We start from the raw sequence: 23,917 nt of genomic DNA on the forward strand, positions 1-23,917 counted from the left end.
AGACCGATTTGGATAGACGATACGCGACTGCTCCGATTTTGTGAACTTCCCCGCGACGCGGGGAATGGGTGATGCGGAAATCTCCGGATGTCGGCGGGTAGTGGCGTGCGTGTGACGTAGGCGACCGTGGATGCAGTGAGTCACACGAGCAGCAAAAAAATGGCGTTTACGCCCATCGAATGTATTCGCTGACATGTCTCCACGGAGGAAAGCGCATGGCCGGAAACAACCCGCCGAGCAGCAGGTACTGCCCGTCGCCGTACCTCAGCGGTAATGAAGGTCCGACGCCGAACCGGCCGCCGTTGCCGCGCCGAACGCCGGGGCAGACGGACATCGAGCGGGACCCACGGTTCCGGCTGCTGGCCGCGCGTGCGGTGGCGCCCGCGCCGGACGCCGGGCAGCCGGCTGTCGACGCCGAGCAGGTGGTGCTGGGCGAGGTGGCGGCGGCGATGCGGAACCGGCCGGGCGTGGACGTGTTGGACCGGGCGCGGGAGACGGTGGCTGAGCACATGCCGAGTCGGTTGGCCGAGTGCCGGGTGTGTGACGTGGCGGCGTTCTGCCCGCCGTTCGCCAACGCGTTGGCGGTGCTGGACCGGTGGGATCACAGTCGGGCGCGTCGGGTGCGGGCGGTGTTGCAGTACGCCGGACTCTGGCCGGACGGGTACGTCCACGACGGCCGGGACGACTGATGGCCGACGATGAACTCCTGCGGGTCGGTGACACCCTGCATCTCGGCAAGGCTGACTGGGTGTTCGGTGACCGGTCGATGACGGTTCGGGTCTCCGACATCCGGTACGGCTTGGACGACGCCGATTCCCCCGTGGTGGGCATCCTCGCCACGATCACCTCGGCCGGGCGGGACGGGCGGATGGCCGCGATCGGCGTCTACAAGAGTGCCCTGACCCGCTCCGGCGTGGTGCAACGCCGGCAGCCACTCAACGGCGTCGACCATCCACACTCGTAGAGAAGTCAAAGAGGATCATGGACATCTGCGCGTTGACGAGCGCGGCGTTACTCGGTTTCCTCGCCGGGTTGTTCTCATTCCGACTGAAGAGCCGCTGGTGCCCTCGGTGCGGCGAGCTGACCACCACCCCACCGTCTACGAGGTGAGGCTGACGCACCTCAAAACGCGAAATGACGTGCGTCAGCCTCACCTCGCGGCTCCGGCAGCGGAAGGCCGTCGAGCGTTGAACGCCTCCGGCGCTGGCCACAGGATGTGACCAGCGCCGGAGGCTGGATAGGTGAGGCTGAACAGGTAAGGCGTACGGTCAGTGCTTGTCGGCGCAGCACGGGGTCGGGTCGGGCAGCTCGAACGGCCCGATCCGCCCCGGCCCGACAGCAGTGGTGATCAACGTCAGTACCCCGTTGATCCACTGCGGCCGGACGAAGTCCCGGGTCACCAGCGGAGTGTCCTCATCCGGCTGCGCGCCGCCGAGCATGATGACCTGCTCGATCGCGCTGAACTCGAGCAGCTCCGCGACGGTGAGTGTGCCGACCAGGCGGTCGACCCCGGGGTAGCGGACCGCCCGCCCGGACCGGCCGGCCCGGTGCTCGGCGGCGGCGAGCTCCGCCGCCGGGAAGAGATCGGCCGGGGTGGCGGGCAGGTCGGGCAGCCCGTCGGGGGCGGCCAGGCTGATCGCCACGTGTGGCCTCGGCGTCCGCACCAGATGGGTGCAGGCGACGAGGTCGGGCAGGTCGGCCACGCCGACGACGTCGTGCAGCCAATGCTCGGCAGCGGCGTCGTCGGCATGTCCGAGGCTCACTCCAGTAATGATCATGGCGGTGGCGGTGGCGGTGGCGGTGGCGGTGGCGGTCAGGATGGCAGGACCCAGATCGGGTTGCCGTAGAACCACAGGTCGAGCCAGGGGTCGGCGTCGCCGAGCACGTCCATCGCCGGACCGTGCGGGTCGACCGAGGCACCCATCAGACCGGGCGCGCTGCGGTTGCCGTCGGTGCCGCGGACCCGGACGTACATCGGCCGGTCGACGCGGCCCAGCGGGTAGCTGAACGACACCCGCTTGCGGCCCGGCTGCACCTCGAACGAGGCGGCGACCCGGGTGGTCGGTGCGGTGAAGGTGTCCTGGTCGGTGACCGGTCCGGTGACGTCGCCGACGATCAGGTCCACCCGGGCCAGCTTCGGCACGAACTGCGCCCAGTTCGGCACGGTCGCCAGGTCGATGTCCAGGGTCACCACGACCGACGTACCACTCTTGATCTTCAACGTGCCGCCGAGCGTGGCACCGGCACCCGGCCGCTGGTCGTTGAGCCGGCGGACCCGCATGTCCAGGCCACCGATCAGGCCGCCGTGGTCCACCCAGACCCGGCCGGCCCGGATGGCGTCCATCACCGCGCGGTAACCGAACGCCTGCGCGCCGACGTGGGTCCGGCTGTACTGGCCCGGCCAGAAGTCACCGGCGGTGGTGATCAGCGGCCCGTACACCGGGTCGTTGTACTTGCCGTTGGCGTTGAAGTCGCTGTCCGGCCCGCGCATCGACGTACCCAGGTAGTTGATGTGCGAGTCGGAGTTGGCGCTGATCCACCACGGCTTGCCCTCGGCGAGCAGGCTGTCCCACAGCCCGCCCACGGTGGAGGTCATCCAGTCGAACCCGCCCCAGGTGCGGTAGCTCTCCAGCGGGTAGCCGGGGAACGACGCCGCCGACGGGCTGCCCTCGTAGTAGCCGCGCCCACGACCCGGGCCGTTCGGTGCCGGCAGGCTGGACGCCTGGTGACCGGGGGCGCCCTCCATGCCGACCGCCACGGTCGGGTCGGCGTCACGCCAGGCCCGCACCTCGTGCGGCGAGTCGACGCCCCGCCGGGACGGGTGGTTGGCCAGGAACAGCGCACCACCGATGCGGCGCCGGCGGACCTCGTCACCGAGGAACTTGATACCGGCGATGGCGAGCGCCTCGTTCTCCGGGCTGGAGCCGCTGGTGCCGTTCACCGAACCGTCGTAGTCGGTCTCGAACTGCTTGAGTACGGCGACCTCGTTCGGCCCCGGCTGGACGAAGACCGTGCCGTGCTCGGCGGACGGGATGTTCCACTCCAGGCCCTGGTAGATCAGCAGGTCCTTGATTTCCTTGCGGGTGGCGACGATGTCCGGGTTGACCTTCTCCACCCCGATGCGGGAGTGGGTGGCGTTGCCGTGGTCGGTGATGACGATCCAGTCCAGACCGTACGCGCGGGCGTGCTTGGCCTGGTCGACCACCCGGTACATGGCGTCCGGGCTGTACTGGGTGTGGATGTGGTGGTCGCCGGCCAGCCAGACGAACTCCCCGTCGTTGGCCCGGCCGCCGCCGGTGCCGCCGCCGGCGTGCTCGCCAGCCGGTGCGGCGTGCGCGGCGTGCCCGCCGGCCAGCACCGACGACGCGGCCGCGCCGGCTCCGAGCAGCCCGGCGTTACGCAGGAAGGTACGCCGGGACGCCTCGGTCGGCGACAGTTCGGCGTCCGGCACCGACAGGTCGAGCGGTGCCGGTACGTCCGCACCGGTCGCCGCGTGGTCGTGGTGGTGATGGTGGTGGTGGTTTCCCATCCCTGTTCCGCCTCCCAGATCAACTTTGTCGCGGTCAATCTCGTGGAGGTGGGGAAACAACAGGCGACGTACCGCCGTCGTCACGGCGCACGTGCCGTGAAGGTGTAGCCATGTATGCATCAGTCACACCACTGTTGACCTGCGGCGCGGTCTGTCGGCGGCGCTCAGCCGATCACCGGGCGGAAGACCCCGGCGGCGAAACTGACCGCCAGCGACGCGCTGGCGGCGATCGCGGCACCGACGACCAGAGCGGCGTCGGCCGCCCCGAACCGTTGCCGCCGGGCGCTGGTCCGGGGGATGCCGGCGTCGAATCCCCGGGCGTCCATCGCGGTGGCCAGCCGGGTGCCCCGGCGGATCGCCAGGACCAGCAGCCCGAAGGCGGTCGCGGCGAACAGCCGAAACCGACGCACCGGGTTGCGGCCCGCGTCGATGCCCCGGGCCCGGCGGGCCATCGCCAGCAGTTGCCACTCGGCGGCCAGCATCGGCACCAGCCGGAACGCGGCGAGCGCCCCGATCGCGAACCGGTGCGGGGCCTTGACGTTCTGCACCAGGGCGTCGGCCAGGTCGGTCGGGTCGGTGGTGGCGAAGACCAGCACCCCGGGCAGCGCCACGGCCAGCAGGCGCAACGCCAGACCGAGCGCGGTGACCAGCACGCCGCTGGTGACCAGCACCGGGCCGGCGGCGAGCAGCACCGAGCCGGTCCGTTCGGCGGCGAACAGCGTCAGGGTGACCAGCACACCGGCGGCGCTCAGCAGCAGCGGCGCCATCCGGCGCAGCAGGGCCCGGTAGCCCAGCCCGAACAGTGGGACCACGGCCAGCTCGACGGCGAGCGCGACGGCCGGCGCCAGCGGGTCCAGGGTGGCCAGCAGCAGCACCGAGAAGACCAGCGCGGCGGCGAGCTTCGCCACCGGGTTGCGGCGGGCCAACGCGCCGCCGCTCACCGGGTCAACCGCCGGCCGGTTCACAGGGTCAGCCGTCGGTCGGCGAGGGCGGCGACGAGGTCGACGTCGTGGGTCACCGTCACGATCCCGTGCCCGGCGTCGCGCAGCTCACCGAGCAGCGCGACCAGTTCGAGCCAGGTACGCCGGTCCTGGCCGAACGTCGGCTCGTCGAGCACCAGCAGGCGGGGCGCGGTGGCCAGGGCGGTCGCCACACTCAGCCGCCGCGCCTCACCACCGGAGAGGGTGTACGGGTTGGCCGCCGCCAGCCGGTCCAGTCGCAGCCGGTGCAGCAGCTCGTCGACCACCGTGGCGACGGCCGGCTCCGCCAGCCCGCAGCGGCGCGGGCCGAGGGCCAGCTCGTCGGCCACCGTGGTGGCGACGAACTGGTGCTCCGGGTTCTGGAACACGTTGCCGATCCGGCGGACCAGCTCCGGTGCCCGCCACCGGTGCGGGGCCGGGCCGACCCGGCCGTCGCCGGTCAACGCGGCGGTGGCCCGGACCGTTCCGTCGGTGGCCGCGACCAGCCCGCCGAGCAGCAGGGCCAGCGTGGTCTTGCCGGCGCCGTTGGGCCCCAGTACAGCCAGCGCCTCGCCGCCGCGTACCGGCACCTCGTCGGTGAGCGGGGCGAGCCGGGGCGCCAGCCCGACCCGGTCGGCGATCAGCAGCGGCTCACCGGCCGGGGCGGCGGGCCCGCCTCGCTGCGGCAGCGGCTGGTCGGGCACCCAGACACCGTCGGCGGCCAGTTGCCCGCCGTACCGGTCGAAGATCTCGTCCGGCTTGCCGTCGGCCCGCACGCCGCCACCGGCGGACAGCACCACCACCCGGTCGACCAGCGGCAGCGCCTGGGCCACCCGGTGCTCGACGATCACCAGCGTGGTGTCCCGGTCCCCGTCGAGCGCCCCGGCGACGGCGTCGCGGACCAGGTCGGCGCCGGCCGGGTCCAGGTTCGCGGTCGGTTCGTCCAGCAGCAGCAGACCCGGCCGCAGGGAGAGCGCCCCGGCCAGGGCCAGCCGCTGCTGCTCGCCGCCGGACAGCTCGGCGGTCGGCCGGTCCCGGCCGTAGCGGAAACCGACCCGCGCCAGCGCGGCGTCCACCCGTGGCCAGATTTGCTCGGCCGGCACCCCCCGGTTCTCCAGCCCGAACGCCACGTCGTCGCCGCTGCGCGCCATCACCAGCTGGCTCTGCGGGTCCTGGAAGACGATGCCGACCCGCTCGCGGGCCTTGCGCGGGTCGAGCCCGTCGACGGTGACGGTGCCGGCCTGCTCGCCCGAGTCGGCCGGCAGCAACCCGGCGATCGCCGCCAGCAGCGTGCTCTTGCCGGCCCCCGACGGCCCGAGCAGCAGGACCCGTTCGCCAGCGTCGACGCCCAGGTCGACGTCGCGGACCGCCCAGGCCCGACGGCCGGCGTGCCGCCAGCCGAACCCGCGCAGCTCCAGCCGGCTCACGACCTGGTCAACCCCAGCTCGATCGCCACGGCCCCGGCCAGCTCCGGCCGGCTCATCCGGTGGTGCGGCCCCGGCGGGCTCACACCGTGGCGCGGTCGCGGCCGGCGGGGAACCGGTCGAGCACCCCGGTGCCCGCCAGCGCCCGGGTCAGCGCCACGCTGCCGGCACCGGCCAGCACGATCGCGCTGACCACGGTGACGATGAAGATCGGAATCCGGAAGCTGACCAGGTCGTACGGCGCGTAGTAGCGGATCTGGTCGAAGATCGCCGCGCCGAGCCCGGCGGCCGCACCGGCGGCCAGCGCCACCGGCAGCCGGAACGAGCGGTACGCCACCGCCAGGAAGACCAGTTCGGCACCGACCCCCTGGGCCAGCCCCTGCACGATCACCACGGCGCCCCACTGGCTGCCCAACGCGGCCGAGACGATCGCGGCGACCAGCTCGCAGAACAGTGCGGCCCCCGGTTTGCGGATCACCAGTGCGCCGAGCACGGCCGGCACCAGCCACACCCCGTACAGCACCGCCTGAGCGGGCGGGAAGAAGGTGAACGCGGCCTCGGTGGCGGTCCAGATCAACCCCCACAGCCAGAAGACCACCCCGAACGCGACCGCGATCACCGAGGCGACCACGATGTCGACGGTCCGCCAGCTGCGGTCGACAAATGCATTCTGTTGCGTCATAGCTCGCTCCAACTCCCTGCGCTGGCATTACCCAGATCAGGTTCGAGGGTCTGCGGGACTCCCCGCACTCTCAGCGCTGTGTGCGCTCCCCTGTGGGACATAGGTTGTCCAACCGACGCTAGCACCGGTGGCACCGCGCCGACAGTGGGCGCGTCCCGGTGTGGTGGCGGGCACCCCTGCGCGGGTTATCGTGAACTGCCCGCCTTCACACCAGCGAGGGGACCAGCCCGCCGTGACCGCTGCCGATCGCACCGCGACGCGTCGGACGCGCCCAGGCGACGAGATCGACTGGGCCGCACCGGCCGACGACGACCTGCCCGGGTCCGGCGGCGGCGCCGGGCCGCCCGGTGGCCCGCGTCCGCCCCGACGCCGGCTGTTCGGTGACCGGGTCGGCTCGGTGGAGGTGCTCGCCTTCCTGCTGATCGGGCTGGTGATCTTCCGCGAGCCGTTGGCCAACCTGATCTCCGACCCCCGGCTGCAGACCTGGACCACGGTCTTCGTGTCGGTGATGGTCCAGGCGATGCCGTTCCTGGTCTTCGGGGTGGTGCTCTCCGCGGTGATCGCGGTCTTCGTGCCCCGGTCGTTCTGGGCGAAGGCGCTGCCGAAACACCCGGCGCTGGCGGTGCCGGTGGCCAGCGCCGCCGGGGTGGTGTTGCCCGGCTGCGAGTGCGGTTCGGTGCCGATCGCCGGGTCGCTGATCCGGCGGGGCGTCGCGCCGGCCGCCGCGTTGGCCTTCCTGCTCGCCGCCCCGGCGATCAACCCGATCGTGCTGGTGGCCACGGCGGTCGCCTTCCCGAACAACCCCGAGATGGTCGTCGGCCGGGGTGTCGCCAGCCTGCTCGTCGCGGTCGTGATGGGTTGGCTGTGGCTGCGGCTGGGGCGCACCGACTGGATCCGCCTGCCGCACCGCCCCGACCTGGACGACCTGTCCCGAGCGCGGGCGTTCTGGGCGGCGGTCCGGCACGACATCATGCACGCCGGCGGTTTCCTGGTGATCGGCGCGATGGCCGCCGCCAGTATCAACGTGCTGGTGCCGGAGCGCTGGTTGCAGACCCTCGCCGACAACCCGGTGCTGTCCATCCTGGCGCTCGCCGCACTCGCCGTGCTGTTGTCGATCTGCTCCGAGGCGGACGCCTTCGTCGCGGCCTCGTTGTCGCAGTTCTCGCTCACGTCACGGCTGGTCTTCCTGGTCGTCGGCCCGATGGTCGACCTGAAACTTGTCTCGATGCAGGCCGGCACGTTCGGGCGCAGATTCGCGTACCGGTTCGCTCCGGCGACATTCCTGATCGCCATCGTGGTGGCGGTCGCGGTGGGGACGGTGCTGTTGTGAACAAACAGGCTCAAGGCGTGGTGCTGCTGCTGCTCGGCGGCGCGGTGGTCCGGGCCAGCGTCACCGACATGTACCTGCGGTACGTCAAGGAAGCGCTGCAGCCGTTCCTGATCGCCGCCGGCCTGCTGCTGATCGCCGCAGCGGTCATGACGCTCTGGCACGACCTGCGACGGCGGTCGACACCGGCCCCCGCCGTCGGCGTACATGCCGGGCACGGCCACGCCGTCGACGACGGACCCGACGGCGCCGCCGACGACGGCCACGCCCATCACGAGCCGAGGGTGGGTTGGCTGCTGATCCTGCCGGTGCTCGGTCTGCTGCTGGTCGCCCCGCCGGCGCTGGGTTCGTACGCCGTCGCGCAGGCCGGCACCGCGTTGAGCAGCGAGCAGGCGTCGTCGGACTATCCGCCGTTGCCGGATGGCGATCCGGCCGAGATCAGCGTGCTCGACTACGCCTCCCGGGCGATCTTCGACGAGGGTCGGTCGCTGGACGGGCGCACCGTACGGCTCACCGGCTTTGTCACCGACGGCCCGGACGGTGAACCGATGCTGGCCCGGATCGTGCTTTCCTGCTGCGCCGCCGACGGCCGGCCGATCAAGGTCGGGATGGACGGCAGCGCCCCGGCCGGGCTACCGGCGGACACCTGGATCGAGGTGGTCGGCCGGTACAGCGACCGGATCGGCACCGACCCGGTGAACGGGGCCAGCATTCCCTATCTGGCGGTCGAGTCGTGGCAGCAGATCGACGCCCCCCGGCAGCAGTACGAGTAGAGGTTTCCCGCAGCGGTGTCCGGGGCACATTGCTGACCGCCGTTTGAGCGTGGGCGGTTCGGCAGGAGGACGATCGGACGTGGACCGGGAAACCGAAAAGGAACGCTGGCAGCGCAACTTCTCCGACCTGTTGCAGGAGCTGCGGGTCGCCCAGACGGGGGTGCAGATCCTCTTCGCGTTCCTGCTGACCCTGCCGTTCAGCAGCGGGTTCCCCGACACGAACGGGTTTCAACGGGACGTGTACGTGGTGGCACTGCTGGCAGCGGCCGCCGCCGCAGCGTTGATCATCTCGCCGGTGGCGTTCCACCGGGTGCTCTTCCGGCGTGGCCGTAAGCCGGAGCTGGTCCGGTTCGCCCACCGGATGGCCAGCGGCGGCCTCAGCCTGATGCTGGTCGCCATGGTCAGCTCGGTGCTGCTGGTCACCGATTTCATCCTGCCCCGACCGGTCGCGTTCGTGCTCAGCGGCCTCACCGGGGTGTGGTTCCTGATCTTCTGGGCCGCCCTGCCGTTCGTGCACCGTGGCTGGCTGGACGGCGACGAGGACGAGGACGAGGACAGCGACGAGGACAGCGACGGCGGTGCGGGTAGCGGCGGCCGGTCAGTGCCGGCCACGTAGGCCCAACGCCCGCAGCTCCAGCTCCGCCAACGCGTCGGTGACCGCCGGGTCACCCCGCCGCCACCCGGCGGCGACGTCCGGGCCCAGCGCGGCGATGGTGCCGAGCGGTCGGGTGGCCAGCGCCCGCAACGCCAGCAGATCCGACCCGGCCGGTACGCCGCGCAGTCGGGCCGCCGCGCTCGCCCGCCGGATCCAGCGCACCCGCAACGGCAGCCAGCCGAACAGCACCAGACCCAGCGGGAAGACCAGCATCGTGCCGGCCAGCACCAGGGCCAGCTCACCGACCAGGTCCTGCTGCTCCTGCCCAGCGGCGGCGACCGAACGGGCCGCCCCGGCGGCCTGCTCGAACGGCCCGGTCAGCTCGTCGCCGACCAGCGGCACCCGGCCGACCCGGCCGCCGACGTCGGCGAGGTTGTCGGCCAGCCCGGTGCCGGCGTTCTCCAGCGTCCGGCCAGCGCCGGCCAGCTCACCGACCCGGTCATGTAGCCAGCTGGCGGCACGGATCCACAAATAGACCCAGACGACGACGATCAGGTCGGTGGCGAGTTGCCGGGCGGCGCGCGGAAAGCGGTCGGCGTAGATCTGCATGCGCACAGCGTGCCGTACGAGGACCCGAATCGGGCGTGCGCGGTCACGTCGTCGAGGTACGCCGGGCGGCGCATTTCGGGCAGGTCCCGAAGATCTCCATCGTGTGGCTGACCCCGACGTAGCCGTGCTGCGCCGCGATCCGCTCGGCCCAGCTCTCCACCGCCGGCCCGGCCACCTCGACCGCGCTGCCGCACGAGCGGCAGACCAGATGGTGGTGGTGACCCTGGCTGCACCGCCGGTACAGGTGCTCGCCGCCGGGCGGGCGCATCACGTCGACCTCGCCGGAGTCGGCCAGCCCTTGCAACGTCCGGTAGACCGTGGTCAGACCGACCCGGTCGCCCCGCTGGCGCAGCATGGCGTGCAGCTCCTGGGCGCTGTGGAAGCCGGCTAGCTCGTCGAGGATGGCGCTGACCGCGCTGCGTTGCCGGGTGTTGCGCACCGTCGAGGGCTCTGCGGTGCCGGGCGTGGTGTCTCCAGTCCTCATTCAGGGCCTCCGGGACGGTTCTGACCGGGCCGGAGCCGGCGGCTGCTCACCGGACCTCCCGGGCATGACTGACAGCGTCCGCGACGATGTGCGCGACGTGTTCGTCGACCAGCGCGTATGCGATCTCCCGGCCACGTCGGGAGCCGTGCACCACCCCCGCGCCTCGCAGCACCCGCAGATGCTGGGACACCAGCGGCTGCGGCGCGCCGAGCTTCTGCACGAGTTCGTGGACACACCGCTCGCCCTGGGCGAGCTCGGTCACGATCGCCACCCGCAGCGGGGCCGAGAGCGCGCGCAGCAACTCGCTGGCGCTCTCGTACCCGTCGTAGCCGTTGGCCATCGTCACCCCGCAACGGTAACCAATACCGGAGCCGGATCGGCAGGCAGGCGGCTCAGCGGTGCTCGTCGCCGGGTCTGTACCAGGTCAGATGGGACGATCCGGGACCATCTCGGCGGGACGGTCCAGGACCACCTCGGGCGGTTCGACCTCGCGGGGCTGCCGGCGGTGCACGGCCAGCGTGCCGGCCCGGCGGCGCAGCAGCCGCCACGTTCCGGCACCGACGGCGGTGGCCGCGAAGGCGGCGATCGCCAGGATCACGATGGTCGCGCCCATCGCGGTGTCGGCGGTGCCGGCCAGCCACACCCCGCAGCCGGCGGAGGCCGTACCGATGATCATCGCCATCGCCATGGTGCTGCGGAAGCCCCGGGTGATCTGCTGGGCGGTCGCCACCGGGACCACCATCAGCGCGCTGACCAGCAGCAGGCCGACCGCCCGCATGGCGATGGTGACGGTCACCGCGGTGGTCACCGCGATCAGCAGGTTGAGGGTGCGCACCGGCAGGCCGGAGACCCGGGCGTACTCCTCGTCGTGACAGATGGCGAACAGCGCCGGCCGCAGCAGCAGCATCGCGGTCAGCACGACTGCGGCCAGCACCACGATCACCCACAGGTCCTCGACGGAGGCGGTGGTGAGCGAGCCGAAGAGGTACGCCATCAGGTTGGCGTTGCTGCGGTCGCCGGCCAGCCCGACCAGCATCACCCCGCCGGCGATGCCGCCGTAGAAGAGCAGGGCCAGCGCCATGTCGCCGGAGGTACGCCCGCGTTCGCGCAGCAGTTCGATGGCGACCGCGCCGACTGCGGCGGCGATCACAGCGGTGAGCACCGGGGAGCGGTCCAGCAGCAGACCGACGCCGACGCCGGTCAGCGCCACGTGGCCGACGCCGTCGCCGATCAGCGACATCCGGCGCTGTACCAGGTAGATGCCGAGGGCCGGGGCGGCCAGACCGATGACCAGGGCCCCGATCAGGGCCCGGATCATGAACTCGTACTGGAAGATGCTCATGTGTTCCACATCTGGGGCGGCTCCACCGCGGCGTGCGGGTGGACGTGGTCGTGTCCGGGGTCCGCGTGGTGGCCGGCCGGCGCAGGCACCGGGCCGTCGTGCACCACCTCGCCGTGGTGCAGCACCACGGCCCGGTCGATCAGCGGTTGCAGCGGACCGAGCTCGTGGGCGACGAGGAGCACCGTACCGTTGCCGGCCACGAACGCGCCGAGTGCCCGGGCGAACGCTTCCTGGCTGGCCGCGTCGACCCCGGCGGTGGGTTCGTCGAGCACCAGCAGTTCCGGTTCGCCGGCCAGCGCGCGGGCGATCAGCGTCCGTTGCTGCTGGCCGCCGGAGAGCGTGGCCACCGGGTCCCGGGCCCGGTCGGCGAGGCCGACGGCGGTCAGCGCCGCGGCGACGGCGGCCCGGTCGGCGGCACCGGGTGGCCGCAGTACGCCGCGACGGGCCAGCCGACCGGAGGCGACCACCTCGCCGACGGTGGCCGGTACGCCGCTGCCGGCACCGAGCCGTTGCGGGACGTAGCCGATCCGGTGCCATTGCCGGAACCGCGTCGCCGGCACGCCGAACAGGTGCACCGAGCCGCCGCGCAGCGGCACCAGCCCGAGCGCGGCGCGGATCAGGGTCGACTTGCCGGAGCCGTTGGCGCCCAGCAGCGCGACGACCTCACCGCTGGTCACGGTGAGGTCGACGGAGCGCAGTACGGTGCGGTTGTCGTAGCCGACCGCCCCGCGCGATACCTGGACGACGCTGGTGGTCACGAACATCCCAGGGCGGCGGTCAGATTGTTCAAATTGTTGTGCATCACCGAAAAATAGTCCCCGTCGGCGTCCGGCTGCAGTCCCTCGATCGGATCGAGCACCGCGGTCTCGGCGCCGGTCTCGTCGGCGATGGTCTCGGCGACGCTCGGGCTGACCAGGGTCTCGAAGAAGATCGTCGTCGCCTGGTGCTCCCGGGCCTCCTCGATCACCTCGGCGAGGCGCTGCGGGGTCGGCTCGTCCTCCGGGCTCAACCCGGTGATCGCGATCTGGTCGAGCTGGTAGCGGACGGCCAGGTAGCCGAAGGCGGCGTGACTGGTGATGATCTCCCGGCGCTCGCAGTCGGCCAGCCGCCCGGTGTACTCGGTGTCCAGGGCCGCCAACTCGGTGCGCAGCGCGGCGGCACGCTCGGTGTAGTCGGCGGCGTGGTCCGGGTCGACGGCGGCGAGACGCTCGGCCAGCGCGTCACCCACGGTGGCGAACCGGGTGGGGTCCAGCCACAGGTGCGGGTCCTTCGCGCCGGTCTCCTCGGCGTGGTCGGCCTCGTCTTCGTGGCCGGGTTCCTCCTCGGAGCCGTGCCCGTCCTCTTCGGGGTGCTCGTCGGCGCCGTCGTGGTCGTGGCTGTGCCCACCGTCGGTGGCGTCCAGCAGCGGCTCGACCTCCACCACGTCGAAGGCGTGGTCACCGGCCTCCTGCTCCACCGCGGCGTCGACGGCGGGCTGGAAGCCACTCAGGTAGACGACCAGGTCGGCGTCGCTGACCTCGCCGACCTGCCGAGGGCTGAGCTCCAGGTCGTGCGGCTCCGCTCCGGGGGGCGCGAGCCCGTTCACCGTGACGGCGTCGCCGCCGATCCGTTCGGCCAGGAACTGCAAGGGGTAGAAGGCGGCTACCACGCCGACCGTTGCGTCGTCGGCGGACCCGTCGCCGCCGTCCTGGGCGCAGGCGGCGGTGCCGCCCAGGGCCAGCAGGGCACCTGCGGTGGTGGCGACGGTACGGCGGAAGAGGTGGCTGTGCATCAGGCAACTGTCCGTGGCGACGATAATGATTGTCAAAAACGCATGGTTGCATGATTCGGTACCGCCCGCGACGAGCGCTAGAAGATCTTGGCGAGAGCGACCGCCACCAGCAGGGTGAGCGCCACCAGGCGGAACATGCGTCCGGCCGCCGGCACCGCCGGCCAGCTGCGACGTAGCAACCAGACCAGCCCGGCGGCCAGCACCAGCAGCGCCGCCGCGCCGACGACGCCCGGCGCGAAGAACCCGACCAGGACGAGCGCCAGGGCGGCGAGAAACGCCCCGGTCGGGCTGATCCGCCCGGGGCGGACCGGCGGCGACGGCTGCGTAGGCTGCATCCGACCGACTCTAGTCAGGAGGGGATGGCCGTGCTGGTGGTCAACCGGTTCGCCGTGCCGGAGGCGGACACGCCCGGCTTCGTCGATCGCGCCCGGGCCGCGCTACGGGCTCTGGCCGGCCGCCCGGGGTACCGGCGCGGCGCACTGACCCGGGCGCTGGAGGACCCGCAGCGCTGGTGCCTGGTCACCGAATGGGAGTCGGTGGGCACCTACCGGCGGGCGCTCGGCTCCTTCGAGGTGAAGGTGGACGCGACGCCGCTGCTCGCCGAATCGCTCGACGAGCCGTCCGCGTACGAGGAACTGGTCACTGCCGGGCCCGGCGAAGAACCCGCAGCCCACAGCAGTGACCGGGCGGCGGAGCCGGGACGGTGAGCCGACGGGCACTACCCTTTGCCCCATGACCGATCCCGGACCGGCGCAACCGCGCCCGCCGTCCGCCGTGCCCGACGAGGCGTCCCCGTGGCAGGCACCTTCACCGTGGGCGCCGCCGGACCGTCAGCCGCCGCCGCAGCCCGCTGCCACCGGACAGCCTGACGCCACGGCGGCCGCCGGCCCGGCGACCCCGGTGCCCGCCGGCCCTGGGGTCGCGCCGCCGTTCGCCGCGCCGCCGGCCGAGGGCCGTACCGCGCGGGTATGGATCGGGATGGGCGTCGCGGCGCTCGCACTGCTGCTGTGCTGCGGTGGCGGCACCGTCGCCCTGGTCGGACTGATCGTCACCGGCGCCGAAGCGATCGACGAACAGGCCCGGATCGCGGTCGGCGACTACTTCGAGGCGGTGAGCCAGCAGGACTTCGGCGCGGCGTACGACATGCTCTGCGCCGAGGCGCAGCGCCGCGAGTCGGCCAGCGAGTTCGCCCGGCGCCTCGCCACGGAGCCGGAGATCACCGCGTACGAGGTCGGTCAGGTCTCGGTCACCAGCCGGATCGTCGTACCGGTGGAGGTCGACTACGCCCGGGGCGGCGAGGACACCCTGCGGGTGTCGCTCAACCAGGACACCGGCACCGGTGAGCTAGAGGTATGCGGCGTCGAGGGGTAGCCTCCGAACATCTGCCAGATCAGCCCGTCCGCACATCCCCGCCGGCCGCCAGCCGGTGTAGGAGCAGCGCATGCCAGCCGACCGCATCGACGCCGTGGCCAGTCTCGCTCACCGGCGTGGTTTCGCGTTCCCGTCTGGTGAGGTCTACGGTGGCCAGCCGGTCGCCTGGGACTACGGGCCACTCGGCGTGGAACTCAAAGAGCATGTCCGCCGACAGTGGTGGCGGACGGTGGTGCAGCACCGCGACGATGTCGTCGGCCTCGACGCGGCGGTCATCCAGGCCAGGCCGGTGTTCACCGCGTCCGGCCTGCTCGACACCTACACCCAGACCCGGGTCCGGTGCCGGGCCTGCGACCTTACCCAGCCGCTGGACCGGATCGTCGAGGCGTTCACCGTACGCCGGGAACAGCCGGCCGCCGCTCTCGCCGAGCTCGCCTGCCCGAGCTGCGGCAGCCGGGGCAGCCTCACCGACCCGCAGCGGGTCAGCGGGCTGCTCGAGGTCTCGCCGGACCGTCCGGGGCCACCGGACCGGTACTACCTGCGGCCGGAGGCAGCACCGGGCACCTTCGTGAACTTCGCCAACGTGATGATCGCCGCCCGCAAGAAGCCGCCGTTCGGCATCGCCCAGGTCGGCCGGATCTTCCGCAACGTCGTCGGCCCCGGCGAGTTCCTGCTGCGCAGTCACGAGCGGGAACGGATGGAGTTGGAGTACTTCGTCGAGCCCGGAACCGACGACGACTGTCTGGAGTACTGGGCGCAGCAGCGGTGGGACTGGTACGTCGATCTGGGTCTCGCGCCACAGCAGTTGCGCCGTACCGAGGTGCCCCTCGCCGGCCTGCCGCAGCACGCCAAGCGGATCGTAGAGATCGAATTCCGGCTCGGTGGCGTTTATCAGGAATTCGTGGTGCTGGAAGGGATCACGAACCGTGCCGACTACGATCTGACCGCGCACGCCAAGCATTCCGGTGCCGATCTTTCCTATTTCGACCAGGACCGGGGCGAGCGGTGGGTGCCGTACGCGATCGAGCCGGCGGCGGACCTCACCGCGACGGTCTTCGCTCTGCTGCTGGCGGCGTACGACGAGGACGAGGCGCCGAACACCAAAGGCGGCGTCGACAAGCGGACCGTGCTCCGTCTCGACCCGCGGATCGCCCCGGTCAAGGTCGCGGTGCTGCCGCTGTCGCGCAACGCCGACCTCTCGCCGAAGGCACGTGACCTTGGTGCCGCGCTGCGCCGCCGCTGGATGGTCGAGTTCGACGATTCGCAGGCCATCGGTCGCCGCTACCGGCGGCAGGACGAGATCGGTACGCCGTACTGCGTCACGGTCGACTTCGAGACGCTGACCGACGACGCGGTGACCGTGCGGGACCGGGACACCATGGCGCAGCAGCGGGTGTCGCTGGACCAGGTCGAGCGGTACCTGCTGGAGCGGTTGCCGATCGGCTGACCACCCACCCGGGGCCGGCGCCGGGTGGGCCCGTGGAATCCTGGACGGCGTGTCTGCCACCGTGTCCCGGCCGGCCGGCGGGTCCGCGCCGGCCCTGCCGCCGCTGCCGCTCGGCCGTCACCAGGTGTGGCCACCGGTGGTCCTGGCGCCGATGGCCGGGATCACCAACGTCGCCTTCCGCCGGTTGTGCCGCGAGCAGGGCGGCGGACTGTACGTCTGCGAGATGATCACCACGCAGGCGTTGGTCGAGCGCAACCCGAAGACGCTGCGGATGATCGCGTTCACGCCGTCCGAACGCCCCCGGAGCCTGCAGCTGTACGGGGTCGATCCGCAGGTCACCGCAGCCGCCGTGCGGATCGTGGTGGAACGTGACCTGGCCGATCACATCGACCTGAACTTCGGCTGCCCGGTGCCCAAGGTCACCCGCAAGGGCGGTGGTGCGGCGTTGCCGTGGCGGCACCGGCTGTTCAGCCGGATCGTCGCCGGCGCGGTCCGGGCGGCCGCTCCGGCCGGGGTGCCGGTGACGGTCAAAATGCGTAAGGGCATCGACGACGATCACCTGACGTACCTGGACGCCGGGCTGGCCGCCCAGGAGGCGGGGGTCGCGGCGGTGGCGCTGCACGCCCGTACCGCCGCCCAGCGGTACTCGGGCACCGCCGACTGGGACGCGATCGGCCGGCTCAAGCAGACGCTGAGCGTGCCGGTGCTCGGCAACGGCGACATCTGGGAGGCCGACGACGCGGTGCGGATGGTGGCGCACACCGCCGCCGACGGGGTCGTCGTCGGCCGGGGCTGCCTGGGCCGGCCGTGGCTGTTCGCCGACCTGTCGGCGGCGTTCGAGGGCGGGTCCGGGCGGACGTTGCCGACCCTGGGCGCGGTCGCCGCCACCATGCGCCGGCACGCCGAACTGCTGGTCGACTGGTTCGGCACCGGACGGGACGGGCGGGCCGACGCCGAGCGGGACGGGTGCACCGACTTCCGTAAGCACGTGGCCTGGTATCTGAAGGGCTTCCCGGTCGGCGGTGAGCTGCGCCGGGCCCTCGCCATGGTGTCCAGCCTGGCGGAGCTCGACGCGCTGCTGGCCAAGCTCGACCCGGCAGAGCCGTTTCCCCGGCACACGTTGGGCCAGCCGCGGGGCCGGACGAACTCGCCGGGCAAGGTCTTCCTGCCGTACGGATGGCTGGCCAGCCGGGACGACGATTCCGTCCCGGCGGGGGCGGAGATCGCCGATTCCGGCGGCTGAATCCGCTGGCGGATCCCGTACTTCACACCGCTCGCCCGGAGTGATCCAGTACATCGGCGAATGCGCAGAACTGCGCACGGAAGCGCTCCCAGAACGCCCATCCGATCGCCACCCGTGTCGTTTCCTGTGCGGCTGGTCACCCACTACTGTCGGCTGGTCTCCCTCGTCGCTTAACCTGCGCCAACCAATGGCCATTGGTGAACCATCGTTCAGCGCCGAACGGCACATGGGAGGCCAACAATGGCGGAATCCGGCGGACCGGGCGACCCGTCCCGGCAGACAACCGATCACCACAGGTACGTCTACGACTTCACCGAGGGAAACCGTGACCAGCGGGATCTGCTCGGCGGCAAGGGGGCGAACCTGGCCGAGATGACCAACCTCGGCCTGCCGGTCCCACCCGGCTTCACCATCACCACCGAGGCGTGCCGGGCCTACCTGGCGACCGGCGCGGTACCGCCGGCTCTGCCCGACCAGATCGCCGCCGCCCTGGCCCGGCTGGAGCGCCAGCGCGGAAAACGGCTCGGTGACCCGGCCGACCCGCTGCTGGTCTCGGTCCGCTCCGGTGCCAGGTTCTCCATGCCGGGAATGATGGAGACGGTGCTCAACGTGGGCCTCAACGACGAGTGCGTGGCGGGGCTCGCCGCCCAGGCCGGCGGTGACGAACGGTTCGCCTGGGACTCCTACCGTCGGCTGGTCCAGATGTTCGGCCGGACGGTCTGCGGGGTCCCGGGGGAGGAGTTCGACCAGGCGCTGGAGGCGGCCAAGCGGGCCGCCGGCTCCGACGACGATCTCGCGCTGGACGCCGCCGCGCTGCGCGGACTTGTCCGGGCGTACCAGAAGATCTTCTTCGCGCACACCGGCCGGGACTTCCCGCAGGACCCCCGCGAGCAGCTCGACCTGGCGATCCGGGCGGTCTTCGACTCGTGGAACGCCGAACGGGCGGTGATCTACCGGCGTCAGGAGCGGATTCCCGCCGAGCTCGGCACCGCGGTCAACGTGGTGACGATGGTCTTCGGCAACCTGGGGCCGGACTCCGGCACCGGCGTCGCCTTCACCCGCGACCCGGCCAGCGGTGACCAGGGGGTCTACGGCGACTACCTGGCCAACGCGCAGGGCGAGGACGTGGTCGCCGGGATCCGCAACACGCTGCCGCTGCAGGAGCTGGCCCGGCTCGACCCCCGCTCGTACGACGAGCTGTTGACCATCATGGCCCGGCTGGAGAACCACTACCGGGACCTGTGTGACATCGAGTTCACCATCGAACGCGGCAAGCTGTGGATGCTGCAGACCCGGGTCGGCAAGCGGACCGCCGCCGCCGCGTTCGTCATCGCCAGCCAGTTGGTCGACGAGGGGATCATCGATCTGGACGAGGCGCTGCACCGGGTCAGCGGGGCGCAGTTGGCGCAGCTGATGTTCCCCTGTTTCGACCTGTCCGGCGCGCCGCCGACGATCGCCACCGGGGTGGGTGCCTCGCCGGGTGCCGCGGTCGGCAGGGTGGTCTTCGACTCGGCGCGGGCGGTCGAGCTGGCTCGGCAGGGTGAGCAGGTGATCCTGGTCCGGCGGGAGACCAACCCCGATGACCTGCCCGGCATGATCGCCGCGCAGGGCATCCTGACCAGCCGGGGCGGCAAGACCAGCCACGCCGCCGTGGTGGCCCGGGGGATGGGCAAGACCTGCCTGTGCGGGGCCGACGCTCTCGACATCGACGCCGGGGCCGGGCGGTTCATGGTCGGCGAGCTCACCGTCTCCGAAGGTGACGTGGTGTCGATCGACGGCACCAGCGGCTGCCTGTACCTCGGTGCGGTGCCGGTGCGCCCGTCCGAGGTGGTGCAGTACTTCGAAGGCGCCGTCGATCCGGCGAGCACCACCGACCCGCTGGTGCTCGCCGTACACCGGATCCTGTCCCACGCCGACGACCGGCGGCGGCTGGCGGTGCGCACGAACGCCGACACCGGCGCGGACGCCGCGCGGGCCCGGCGGTTCGGCGCCGAGGGGATCGGGCTGTGCCGCACCGAGCACATGTTCCTCGGCGACCGCCGGGAGCTGGTGGAGCGGCTGATCCTGGCCCGTGACGAGGCGGAGCGTGCGGCCGCGCTGGCCGAACTGCTGCCCCTGCAGCGGGCCGACTTCCGGGAGATCTTCCAGGAGATGGACGGCCTGCCGGTCACCGTACGGCTGATCGACCCGCCGCTGCACGAGTTCCTGCCGTCGCTGGAGGAGCTGGCCGTCTCGGTCGCCCTGGCGCAGGCCCGGGGTCAGGACGCCGGCCGCGACACGGCGCTGCTCGCCGCGGTGCGCCGGATGCACGAGCAGAATCCGATGCTCGGCCTGCGTGGCGTGCGGCTCGGCCTGGTCATCCCGGGGTTGTTCGCGATGCAGGTGCGGGCGATCACCGAGGCTGCCGTCGAGTTGGCCGCCGCCGGGCGCGATCCCCGCCCGGAGATCATGGTTCCGCTGGTCGGTGCGGTCCAGGAGCTGGAGACGGTACGCGCGGAAGCCGACCGGATCATCGCCGAGGTGCTCGGCGACCGGTCGGTCGAGATTCTGATCGGCACCATGATCGAGGTGCCCCGGGCCGCGTTGACCGCCGGCCAGCTCGCCGGATCGGCGCAGTTCTTCTCCTTCGGCACCAACGACCTGACCCAGATGGGCTGGGGATTCTCCCGTGACGACGTGGAGGGCGCGTTCTTCTGGCGCTACCTGGAGCTGGGCATCTTCGGTATCTCGCCGTTCGAGTCGATCGACCGGGACGGGGTGGGCCGGCTGGTGCGGATCGCCGTCGAGGAGGGCCGCGTCGCCCGGCCCGGTCTGAAGATCGGGGTCTGCGGCGAGCACGGCGGCGACCCCGACTCGGTGCACTTCTTCCACGAGGCGGGCCTGGACTATGTGTCCTGTTCACCGTTCCGGGTGCCGGTGGCCCGGCTGGAGGCCGGCCGGGCGACGGTCGAGTCGACCGGCTCGGACAGTCGCTGACCGACCGCTGGCGAAGAGCGGCCGGGCACCCTGGGGGGCGGGAGGGTGCCCGGCCGCCGCCTCGGCCGACGCCGTCCGGCGTGGCCTTGGTCGGTACCGCCGTCGTCGGCGTCGGTCAGAACCGGCGGCGCGGTAGCGCCGGGTTGTACGGCAGGGTCGCCATCGGGGTGCGGACCGCCAGCGGCGCATGGTTGTCCAGCAGGCCCGGCACCGGTGCCGCGACGTTGCCGGCCGGTCTGCTCCGCAGCAGCTCGTCGAGCACCCGGGCGGCCCGGCGGCCATGCGCGTGCAGCAGGCCCGGATCGGTGCCCGGTCCGGCGAGTACGGCGAGCAGCGCCCGGTCGCCCACCGGGTAGAGGGCGACCTGGCCACGGTTGCCGTGGATGACGGTCTCCCGCAGGTCACCGTGGCCGGCGGTCATCGCGAACCGCCGCCCCAGGCCGACGCTGGCGGCGGCCAGTGCGGCGATGCTCTCCGCTTCGGCGTTGGCGAGGTCGTGGGTGATCAGCAGGCCGTCCACCCCGGTCAGTACGGAGCCGGTCACGTCGGGCACCCGGCGGCGTAGCCCGTTCAGCTCGGTAACGATAGCGGTGTCAGTGTCCACCGGCGGTCTCCTTCACTCGATCGTCCGGTTGGCTGGTCGCCGACCTCGTCCCGACCGACCCGCCGCAGGCGTACGGGCGGGTGGTGGCCGGGTGGGGCGGGCGACCGCGGTCGGCGCGGCGTCGGCGACGTTGCGCGCCGCGCGACGGTGGGACGCAGGGTTCCGCCACCGGGCCGGGCGGGGTGCCGGCGGGCCTCGGTCGGTCGATGATCGACACCAGCTGGTTGTCCAATCGTCCGGTCGAGGCGGCAGTGACGATGTGCTCCTGGCACGTTACCGCAGGCGATGTTTCTTTGTGGACCCGTAACCATCGGCAATCGGACAGCAACTGATAACTGATCGGCTATTGCGAACGATCATCAAACTGACTTCGGGTGTTTGGCCCGTCACCCTGCCGGGGCGGTGGTGGCCGCCGTACGGTAGGCCTGGAACCGGGTTCCGTACGACCTCAGGAGGTGGCCGGTGGCAAGTCAGTGGGAGACCCTGGTGGTCGACGCCCACGACCCGGCCCGGCTGGCCAGGTGGTGGGCGCAGGCGCTCGGCTACCAGATCGTGCACGAGGCGCCGGACGAGGTGGAGATCCGGCGCTCGCCGGACCAACTGCCCGGGCTGATCTTCGTCCCGGTACCGGAGAGCAAGCAGTTGAAGAACCGGCTGCACATCGACCTGCGTCCGACGGATCAGGCAGCGGAGGTCGAGCGGCTGGTCGACATGGGTGCCCGCCGGGTCGACATCGACCAGGGTGACGTCACCTGGATGGTGCTGGCGGATCCGGAGGGCAACGAGTTCTGCGTACTCAGCGGACGTGGCTGAGTGGCCCGCTCGACCGCGGCCTGCAGCAGCAGCAGGAACGTCCGGCCGTCCGGTCCGTCGCCGAAGCCCAGCCAGCAGGACTCGGGCCGGCCGTGGGTCTGCCAGCGGGCGGTGACCAGGATGCCGTCCGCCGCCGGCAGGGCCAGCGCCAGCGTGGCCAGTCGGGCCGACCGGGCGTAGCCGTGCGGCGGGTCGTCCCCGGCCGTGACCAGGTGCCGGCCGAGCAGGATGTCGACCCGATGATGGCGGCGCGGTGGTCGCGTCGACCGGGTCGGGCCGGTCGAAGTGGTCAGACAGCAGGCGCTGGCGCCGGCCAGCTCTCCCATGAGCTGGCCGGCGCAGTGCTCCTCGACGGCGTACCGCATCGGTTCGGCGACATCGCAGATGTGTACGAGCCGGCTGGTACGGGTCCACCCCTGGTCAGCCACGCCCCGATTGTGGGCTGGTCGGTGCGGTCCCGCAGGGCCCACGTCAACATCACGACACAACCGGAAACCATCCCGCAATCGTGACCCGATCGGGTGACGGCACCCGCCGTCCGAGGAGTCCGGTTCGCCGCCCTGCCGGGCCAGCAGCCCGGCGGTTGACCGCTCTGCCGGCCTGGTCTGGCTGCCGGTTCGCCGCCCTGCCAGGGCGGTTAGGCTGCTGAAGGTGAGTGCCTCTCCGGACGGCCCGGCGGTTGGTCACGCCGCCGACGCGCACCGCTTGATGCCGGAGCCGGCCAAGGACACCGGCTACGGGCGCAGCCCGTACGAGCGGGACCGGGCCCGGGTGCTGCACTCGGCCGGGTTCCGGCGGCTGGCGGCCAAGACCCAGGTGCATCTGGCGGACCCGAGCGGCGCGGACGGCGTACCCCGGACCCGGTTGACCCATTCGTTGGAGGTCGCGCAGATCGCCCGCGAGATGGGTGCCCGGCTCGGCTGTGACCCGGACGTGGTGGATGTCGCGGGCCTGGCTCACGACCTCGGACACCCGCCCTTCGGACACAACGGTGAGCGGGCGCTGGACGAGGTCGCCGCCGGCTACGGCGGCTTCGAAGGCAACGCGCAGACGCTGCGGGTGCTCACCCGGCTGGAAGCCAAGGTGATCGGTCCGTCCGGCGACTCCGTCGGGCTCAACCTCACCCGGGCCTCGCTCGACGCGACCTGCAAGTACCCCTGGCCACGCGGGCCCGGCGAGCGCAAGTTCGGGGTGTACGCCGACGACCAGCCGGTGTTCGCCTGGCTGCGCGACGGCGCGCCCGACGGCCGGCGGCGCTGCCTGGAAGCACAGGTGATGGACTGGGCCGACGATGTCGCGTACTCGGTGCACGACCTGGAGGACGGTATCCATGGCGGCTACATCGACCTCGGTCGGCTGATCGCGGATCCCGACGAACAGGCCGCGCTGGCAACGGACGTCGCCGCGGTGTACTCCACCGAGTCCGCTGACGACCTGGCCGGCATCCTGGCCGAGTTGCTGGCCCGACCGCAGTTGCGGCTGCTGGTCGGCTACGACGGCAGCCACCCGGCCCAGGCGGCGCTGAAGGGCACGACCAGCATGCTCACCGGGGCGTTCGTCGCCGCCGCGGTGTCGGCCACCCGGGAGCGCTCCGGCGGGCTGCCGGTGCGGCGGTACGCGGCCGATCTGGTGGTGCCCCGGGTGGTGCGCGCCCGGTGCGCGTTGTTGAAAGGGCTGGCGCTGCGCTACGTGATGCGTCGGCCCGGTGCCGCCGCCGGCTACCTGCGGCAGCGGGAGGTCCTCGCCGAACTCGTCGAGGCGTTGACCGCGCACGCCCCGGCCGGTCTGGACCCGGTCTTTCTCCCATTGTGGTCGGACGCGCCGGATGACCGGGCCCGGGCCCGGGTGATCATCGATCAGGTTGCGTCACTCACCGATCTGGCGGCGATCTCCTGGCACCGGCGGCTGACCCGGCCGGCGGGGCGGCCGGGTCCGACCCGCGTCTGATCCGGTTCACGGCCGGTGGCT

Annotated in this window: 25 protein-coding genes and 1 riboswitch; of the genes, 12 read left to right on the top strand and 13 right to left on the bottom strand. The window is 72.0% G+C overall.

The genetic code is table 11. The features are described 5' to 3' along the window. The first annotated feature begins 215 nt into the window (after positions 1–215). Positions 216–689 carry a hypothetical protein gene (locus ACFHWT_RS00315; RefSeq protein WP_416592588.1) on the top strand — a complete coding sequence of 158 codons (474 nt, stop codon included), beginning with the start codon at positions 216–218 and terminating at the stop codon, positions 687–689. After that, on the top strand, positions 689–964 hold the full coding sequence (locus ACFHWT_RS00320) for a hypothetical protein (protein WP_416592589.1): 276 nt from the start codon (positions 689–691) through the stop codon (positions 962–964). Before ACFHWT_RS00315 ends, ACFHWT_RS00320 begins: the two co-directional genes overlap by 1 nt. Before the next feature lie 304 nt (positions 965–1,268). Here ACFHWT_RS00320 and ACFHWT_RS00325 read toward each other — a convergent pair whose 3' ends face one another. The 5 genes from ACFHWT_RS00325 to ACFHWT_RS00345 all read right to left on the bottom strand — a co-directional run bounded on the left by ACFHWT_RS00325 (position 1,269) and on the right by ACFHWT_RS00345 (position 6,594). Next, on the bottom strand, positions 1,269–1,853 hold the full coding sequence (locus ACFHWT_RS00325; protein WP_416592901.1) for a hypothetical protein: 585 nt from the start codon (positions 1,851–1,853) through the stop codon (positions 1,269–1,271). Beyond that, positions 1,814–3,529, bottom strand: a complete 1,716-nt coding sequence (locus ACFHWT_RS00330; RefSeq protein WP_416592590.1) for a PHP domain-containing protein — start codon at positions 3,527–3,529, stop codon at positions 1,814–1,816. Before ACFHWT_RS00330 ends, ACFHWT_RS00325 begins: the two co-directional genes overlap by 40 nt. A gap of 164 nt (positions 3,530–3,693) precedes the next feature. Next, a complete protein-coding gene (locus ACFHWT_RS00335; protein WP_416592591.1) occupies positions 3,694–4,470 on the bottom strand; it encodes an energy-coupling factor transporter transmembrane component T family protein in 777 nt (258 codons plus the stop codon). Positions 4,471–4,490: 20 nt separating this feature from the next. After that, positions 4,491–5,915, bottom strand: coding sequence for an ABC transporter ATP-binding protein (locus ACFHWT_RS00340; RefSeq protein WP_416592592.1), 1,425 nt, complete (start codon positions 5,913–5,915; stop codon positions 4,491–4,493). Positions 5,916–5,994: 79 nt separating this feature from the next. Next, the gene (locus ACFHWT_RS00345) at positions 5,995–6,594 is read right to left on the bottom strand and encodes an ECF transporter S component (protein WP_416592593.1); all 600 of its coding nucleotides are present in this window, start codon (positions 6,592–6,594) and stop codon (positions 5,995–5,997) included. After that, a riboswitch (TPP riboswitch) is annotated at positions 6,591–6,696 on the bottom strand. Its footprint overlaps the gene before it by 4 nt. 211 nt (positions 6,697–6,907) lie before the next feature. Here ACFHWT_RS00345 and ACFHWT_RS00350 point away from each other — a divergent pair. The 3 genes from ACFHWT_RS00350 (at position 6,908) to ACFHWT_RS00360 (ending at position 9,310) form a co-directional block, all read left to right on the top strand. Then, on the top strand, positions 6,908–7,924 hold the full coding sequence (locus tag ACFHWT_RS00350; protein WP_416592874.1) for a permease: 1,017 nt from the start codon (positions 6,908–6,910) through the stop codon (positions 7,922–7,924). Next, positions 7,921–8,694, top strand: a complete 774-nt coding sequence (locus ACFHWT_RS00355) for a TIGR03943 family putative permease subunit (protein ID WP_416592594.1) — start codon at positions 7,921–7,923, stop codon at positions 8,692–8,694. The genes ACFHWT_RS00350 and ACFHWT_RS00355 overlap by 4 nt, the downstream gene beginning before the upstream one ends. Positions 8,695–8,773: 79 nt before the next feature. Further along, complete coding sequence (locus tag ACFHWT_RS00360) at positions 8,774–9,310, top strand: DUF6328 family protein (RefSeq protein WP_416592595.1); 537 nt, start codon at positions 8,774–8,776, stop codon at positions 9,308–9,310. Here ACFHWT_RS00360 and ACFHWT_RS00365 read toward each other — a convergent pair. The 7 genes from ACFHWT_RS00365 to ACFHWT_RS00395 all read right to left on the bottom strand — a co-directional run bounded on the left by ACFHWT_RS00365 (position 9,293) and on the right by ACFHWT_RS00395 (position 13,830). Continuing rightward, positions 9,293–9,898, bottom strand: coding sequence for a hypothetical protein (locus ACFHWT_RS00365; protein ID WP_416592596.1), 606 nt, complete (start codon positions 9,896–9,898; stop codon positions 9,293–9,295). The two genes, ACFHWT_RS00360 and ACFHWT_RS00365, sit on opposite strands and share 18 nt — an antisense overlap. A 43-nt stretch (positions 9,899–9,941) precedes the next feature. Next, positions 9,942–10,382 carry a Fur family transcriptional regulator gene (locus tag ACFHWT_RS00370; RefSeq protein WP_123602949.1) on the bottom strand — a complete coding sequence of 147 codons (441 nt, stop codon included), beginning with the start codon at positions 10,380–10,382 and terminating at the stop codon, positions 9,942–9,944. 46 nt (positions 10,383–10,428) lie between these two features. Next, entirely contained in the window at positions 10,429–10,722 is a 294-nt protein-coding gene (locus tag ACFHWT_RS00375; protein ID WP_370461550.1) for an ArsR/SmtB family transcription factor, read from the bottom strand. A gap of 84 nt (positions 10,723–10,806) precedes the next feature. Continuing rightward, the gene (locus ACFHWT_RS00380) at positions 10,807–11,724 is read right to left on the bottom strand and encodes a metal ABC transporter permease (protein ID WP_416592597.1); all 918 of its coding nucleotides are present in this window, start codon (positions 11,722–11,724) and stop codon (positions 10,807–10,809) included. Continuing rightward, entirely contained in the window at positions 11,721–12,488 is a 768-nt protein-coding gene (locus ACFHWT_RS00385) for a metal ABC transporter ATP-binding protein (protein ID WP_416592598.1), read from the bottom strand. The genes ACFHWT_RS00380 and ACFHWT_RS00385 overlap by 4 nt, the downstream gene beginning before the upstream one ends. After that, positions 12,479–13,495, bottom strand: coding sequence for a metal ABC transporter substrate-binding protein (locus tag ACFHWT_RS00390; RefSeq protein WP_416592599.1), 1,017 nt, complete (start codon positions 13,493–13,495; stop codon positions 12,479–12,481). The genes ACFHWT_RS00385 and ACFHWT_RS00390 overlap by 10 nt, the downstream gene beginning before the upstream one ends. A gap of 77 nt (positions 13,496–13,572) precedes the next feature. After that, complete coding sequence (locus tag ACFHWT_RS00395) at positions 13,573–13,830, bottom strand: DUF6703 family protein (RefSeq protein WP_416592600.1); 258 nt, start codon at positions 13,828–13,830, stop codon at positions 13,573–13,575. Positions 13,831–13,860: 30 nt separating this feature from the next. On the opposite strand from ACFHWT_RS00395, the gene ACFHWT_RS00400 reads away from it, so the two are divergent. The 5 genes from ACFHWT_RS00400 to ppdK all read left to right on the top strand — a co-directional run bounded on the left by ACFHWT_RS00400 (position 13,861) and on the right by ppdK (position 20,532). After that, positions 13,861–14,202, top strand: a complete 342-nt coding sequence (locus ACFHWT_RS00400; protein ID WP_416592875.1) for an antibiotic biosynthesis monooxygenase family protein — start codon at positions 13,861–13,863, stop codon at positions 14,200–14,202. A gap of 271 nt (positions 14,203–14,473) precedes the next feature. Beyond that, the gene (locus tag ACFHWT_RS00405) at positions 14,474–14,866 is read left to right on the top strand and encodes a hypothetical protein (protein WP_416592876.1); all 393 of its coding nucleotides are present in this window, start codon (positions 14,474–14,476) and stop codon (positions 14,864–14,866) included. A gap of 70 nt (positions 14,867–14,936) precedes the next feature. Next, positions 14,937–16,313, top strand: a complete 1,377-nt coding sequence (locus tag ACFHWT_RS00410) for a glycine--tRNA ligase (protein ID WP_416592601.1) — start codon at positions 14,937–14,939, stop codon at positions 16,311–16,313. Between the two features lie 94 nt (positions 16,314–16,407). Further along, positions 16,408–17,556, top strand: a complete 1,149-nt coding sequence (dusB, locus tag ACFHWT_RS00415; protein ID WP_416592877.1) for a tRNA dihydrouridine synthase DusB — start codon at positions 16,408–16,410, stop codon at positions 17,554–17,556. A 240-nt stretch (positions 17,557–17,796) separates the two neighbouring features. After that, positions 17,797–20,532: a pyruvate, phosphate dikinase gene (ppdK, locus tag ACFHWT_RS00420; RefSeq protein WP_416592602.1), complete on the top strand. Its 2,736-nt coding sequence runs from the start codon at positions 17,797–17,799 to the stop codon at positions 20,530–20,532. Positions 20,533–20,647: 115 nt separating this feature from the next. Here the strand turns inward: ppdK and ACFHWT_RS00425 are convergent, their stop codons facing one another. Further along, the gene (locus ACFHWT_RS00425; protein WP_416592603.1) at positions 20,648–21,136 is read right to left on the bottom strand and encodes a roadblock/LC7 domain-containing protein; all 489 of its coding nucleotides are present in this window, start codon (positions 21,134–21,136) and stop codon (positions 20,648–20,650) included. 462 nt (positions 21,137–21,598) lie between these two features. Here ACFHWT_RS00425 and ACFHWT_RS00430 point away from each other — a divergent pair, with 462 nt between their 5' ends. Both ACFHWT_RS00430 and ACFHWT_RS00435 read left to right on the top strand, forming a co-directional pair. Then, the gene (locus ACFHWT_RS00430; protein ID WP_416592604.1) at positions 21,599–21,949 is read left to right on the top strand and encodes a VOC family protein; all 351 of its coding nucleotides are present in this window, start codon (positions 21,599–21,601) and stop codon (positions 21,947–21,949) included. 651 nt (positions 21,950–22,600) lie between these two features. Then, positions 22,601–23,896 (top strand): deoxyguanosinetriphosphate triphosphohydrolase, encoded by a 1,296-nt coding sequence (locus tag ACFHWT_RS00435; protein ID WP_416592605.1) that lies wholly within the window; start codon positions 22,601–22,603, stop codon positions 23,894–23,896. Positions 23,897–23,917 lie beyond the last annotated feature (21 nt).

It is taken from the genome of Micromonospora sp. LOL_021, assembly GCF_048060215.1.
In the GTDB taxonomy this organism is placed as follows: Bacteria; Actinomycetota; Actinomycetes; order Mycobacteriales; family Micromonosporaceae; genus Micromonospora_E.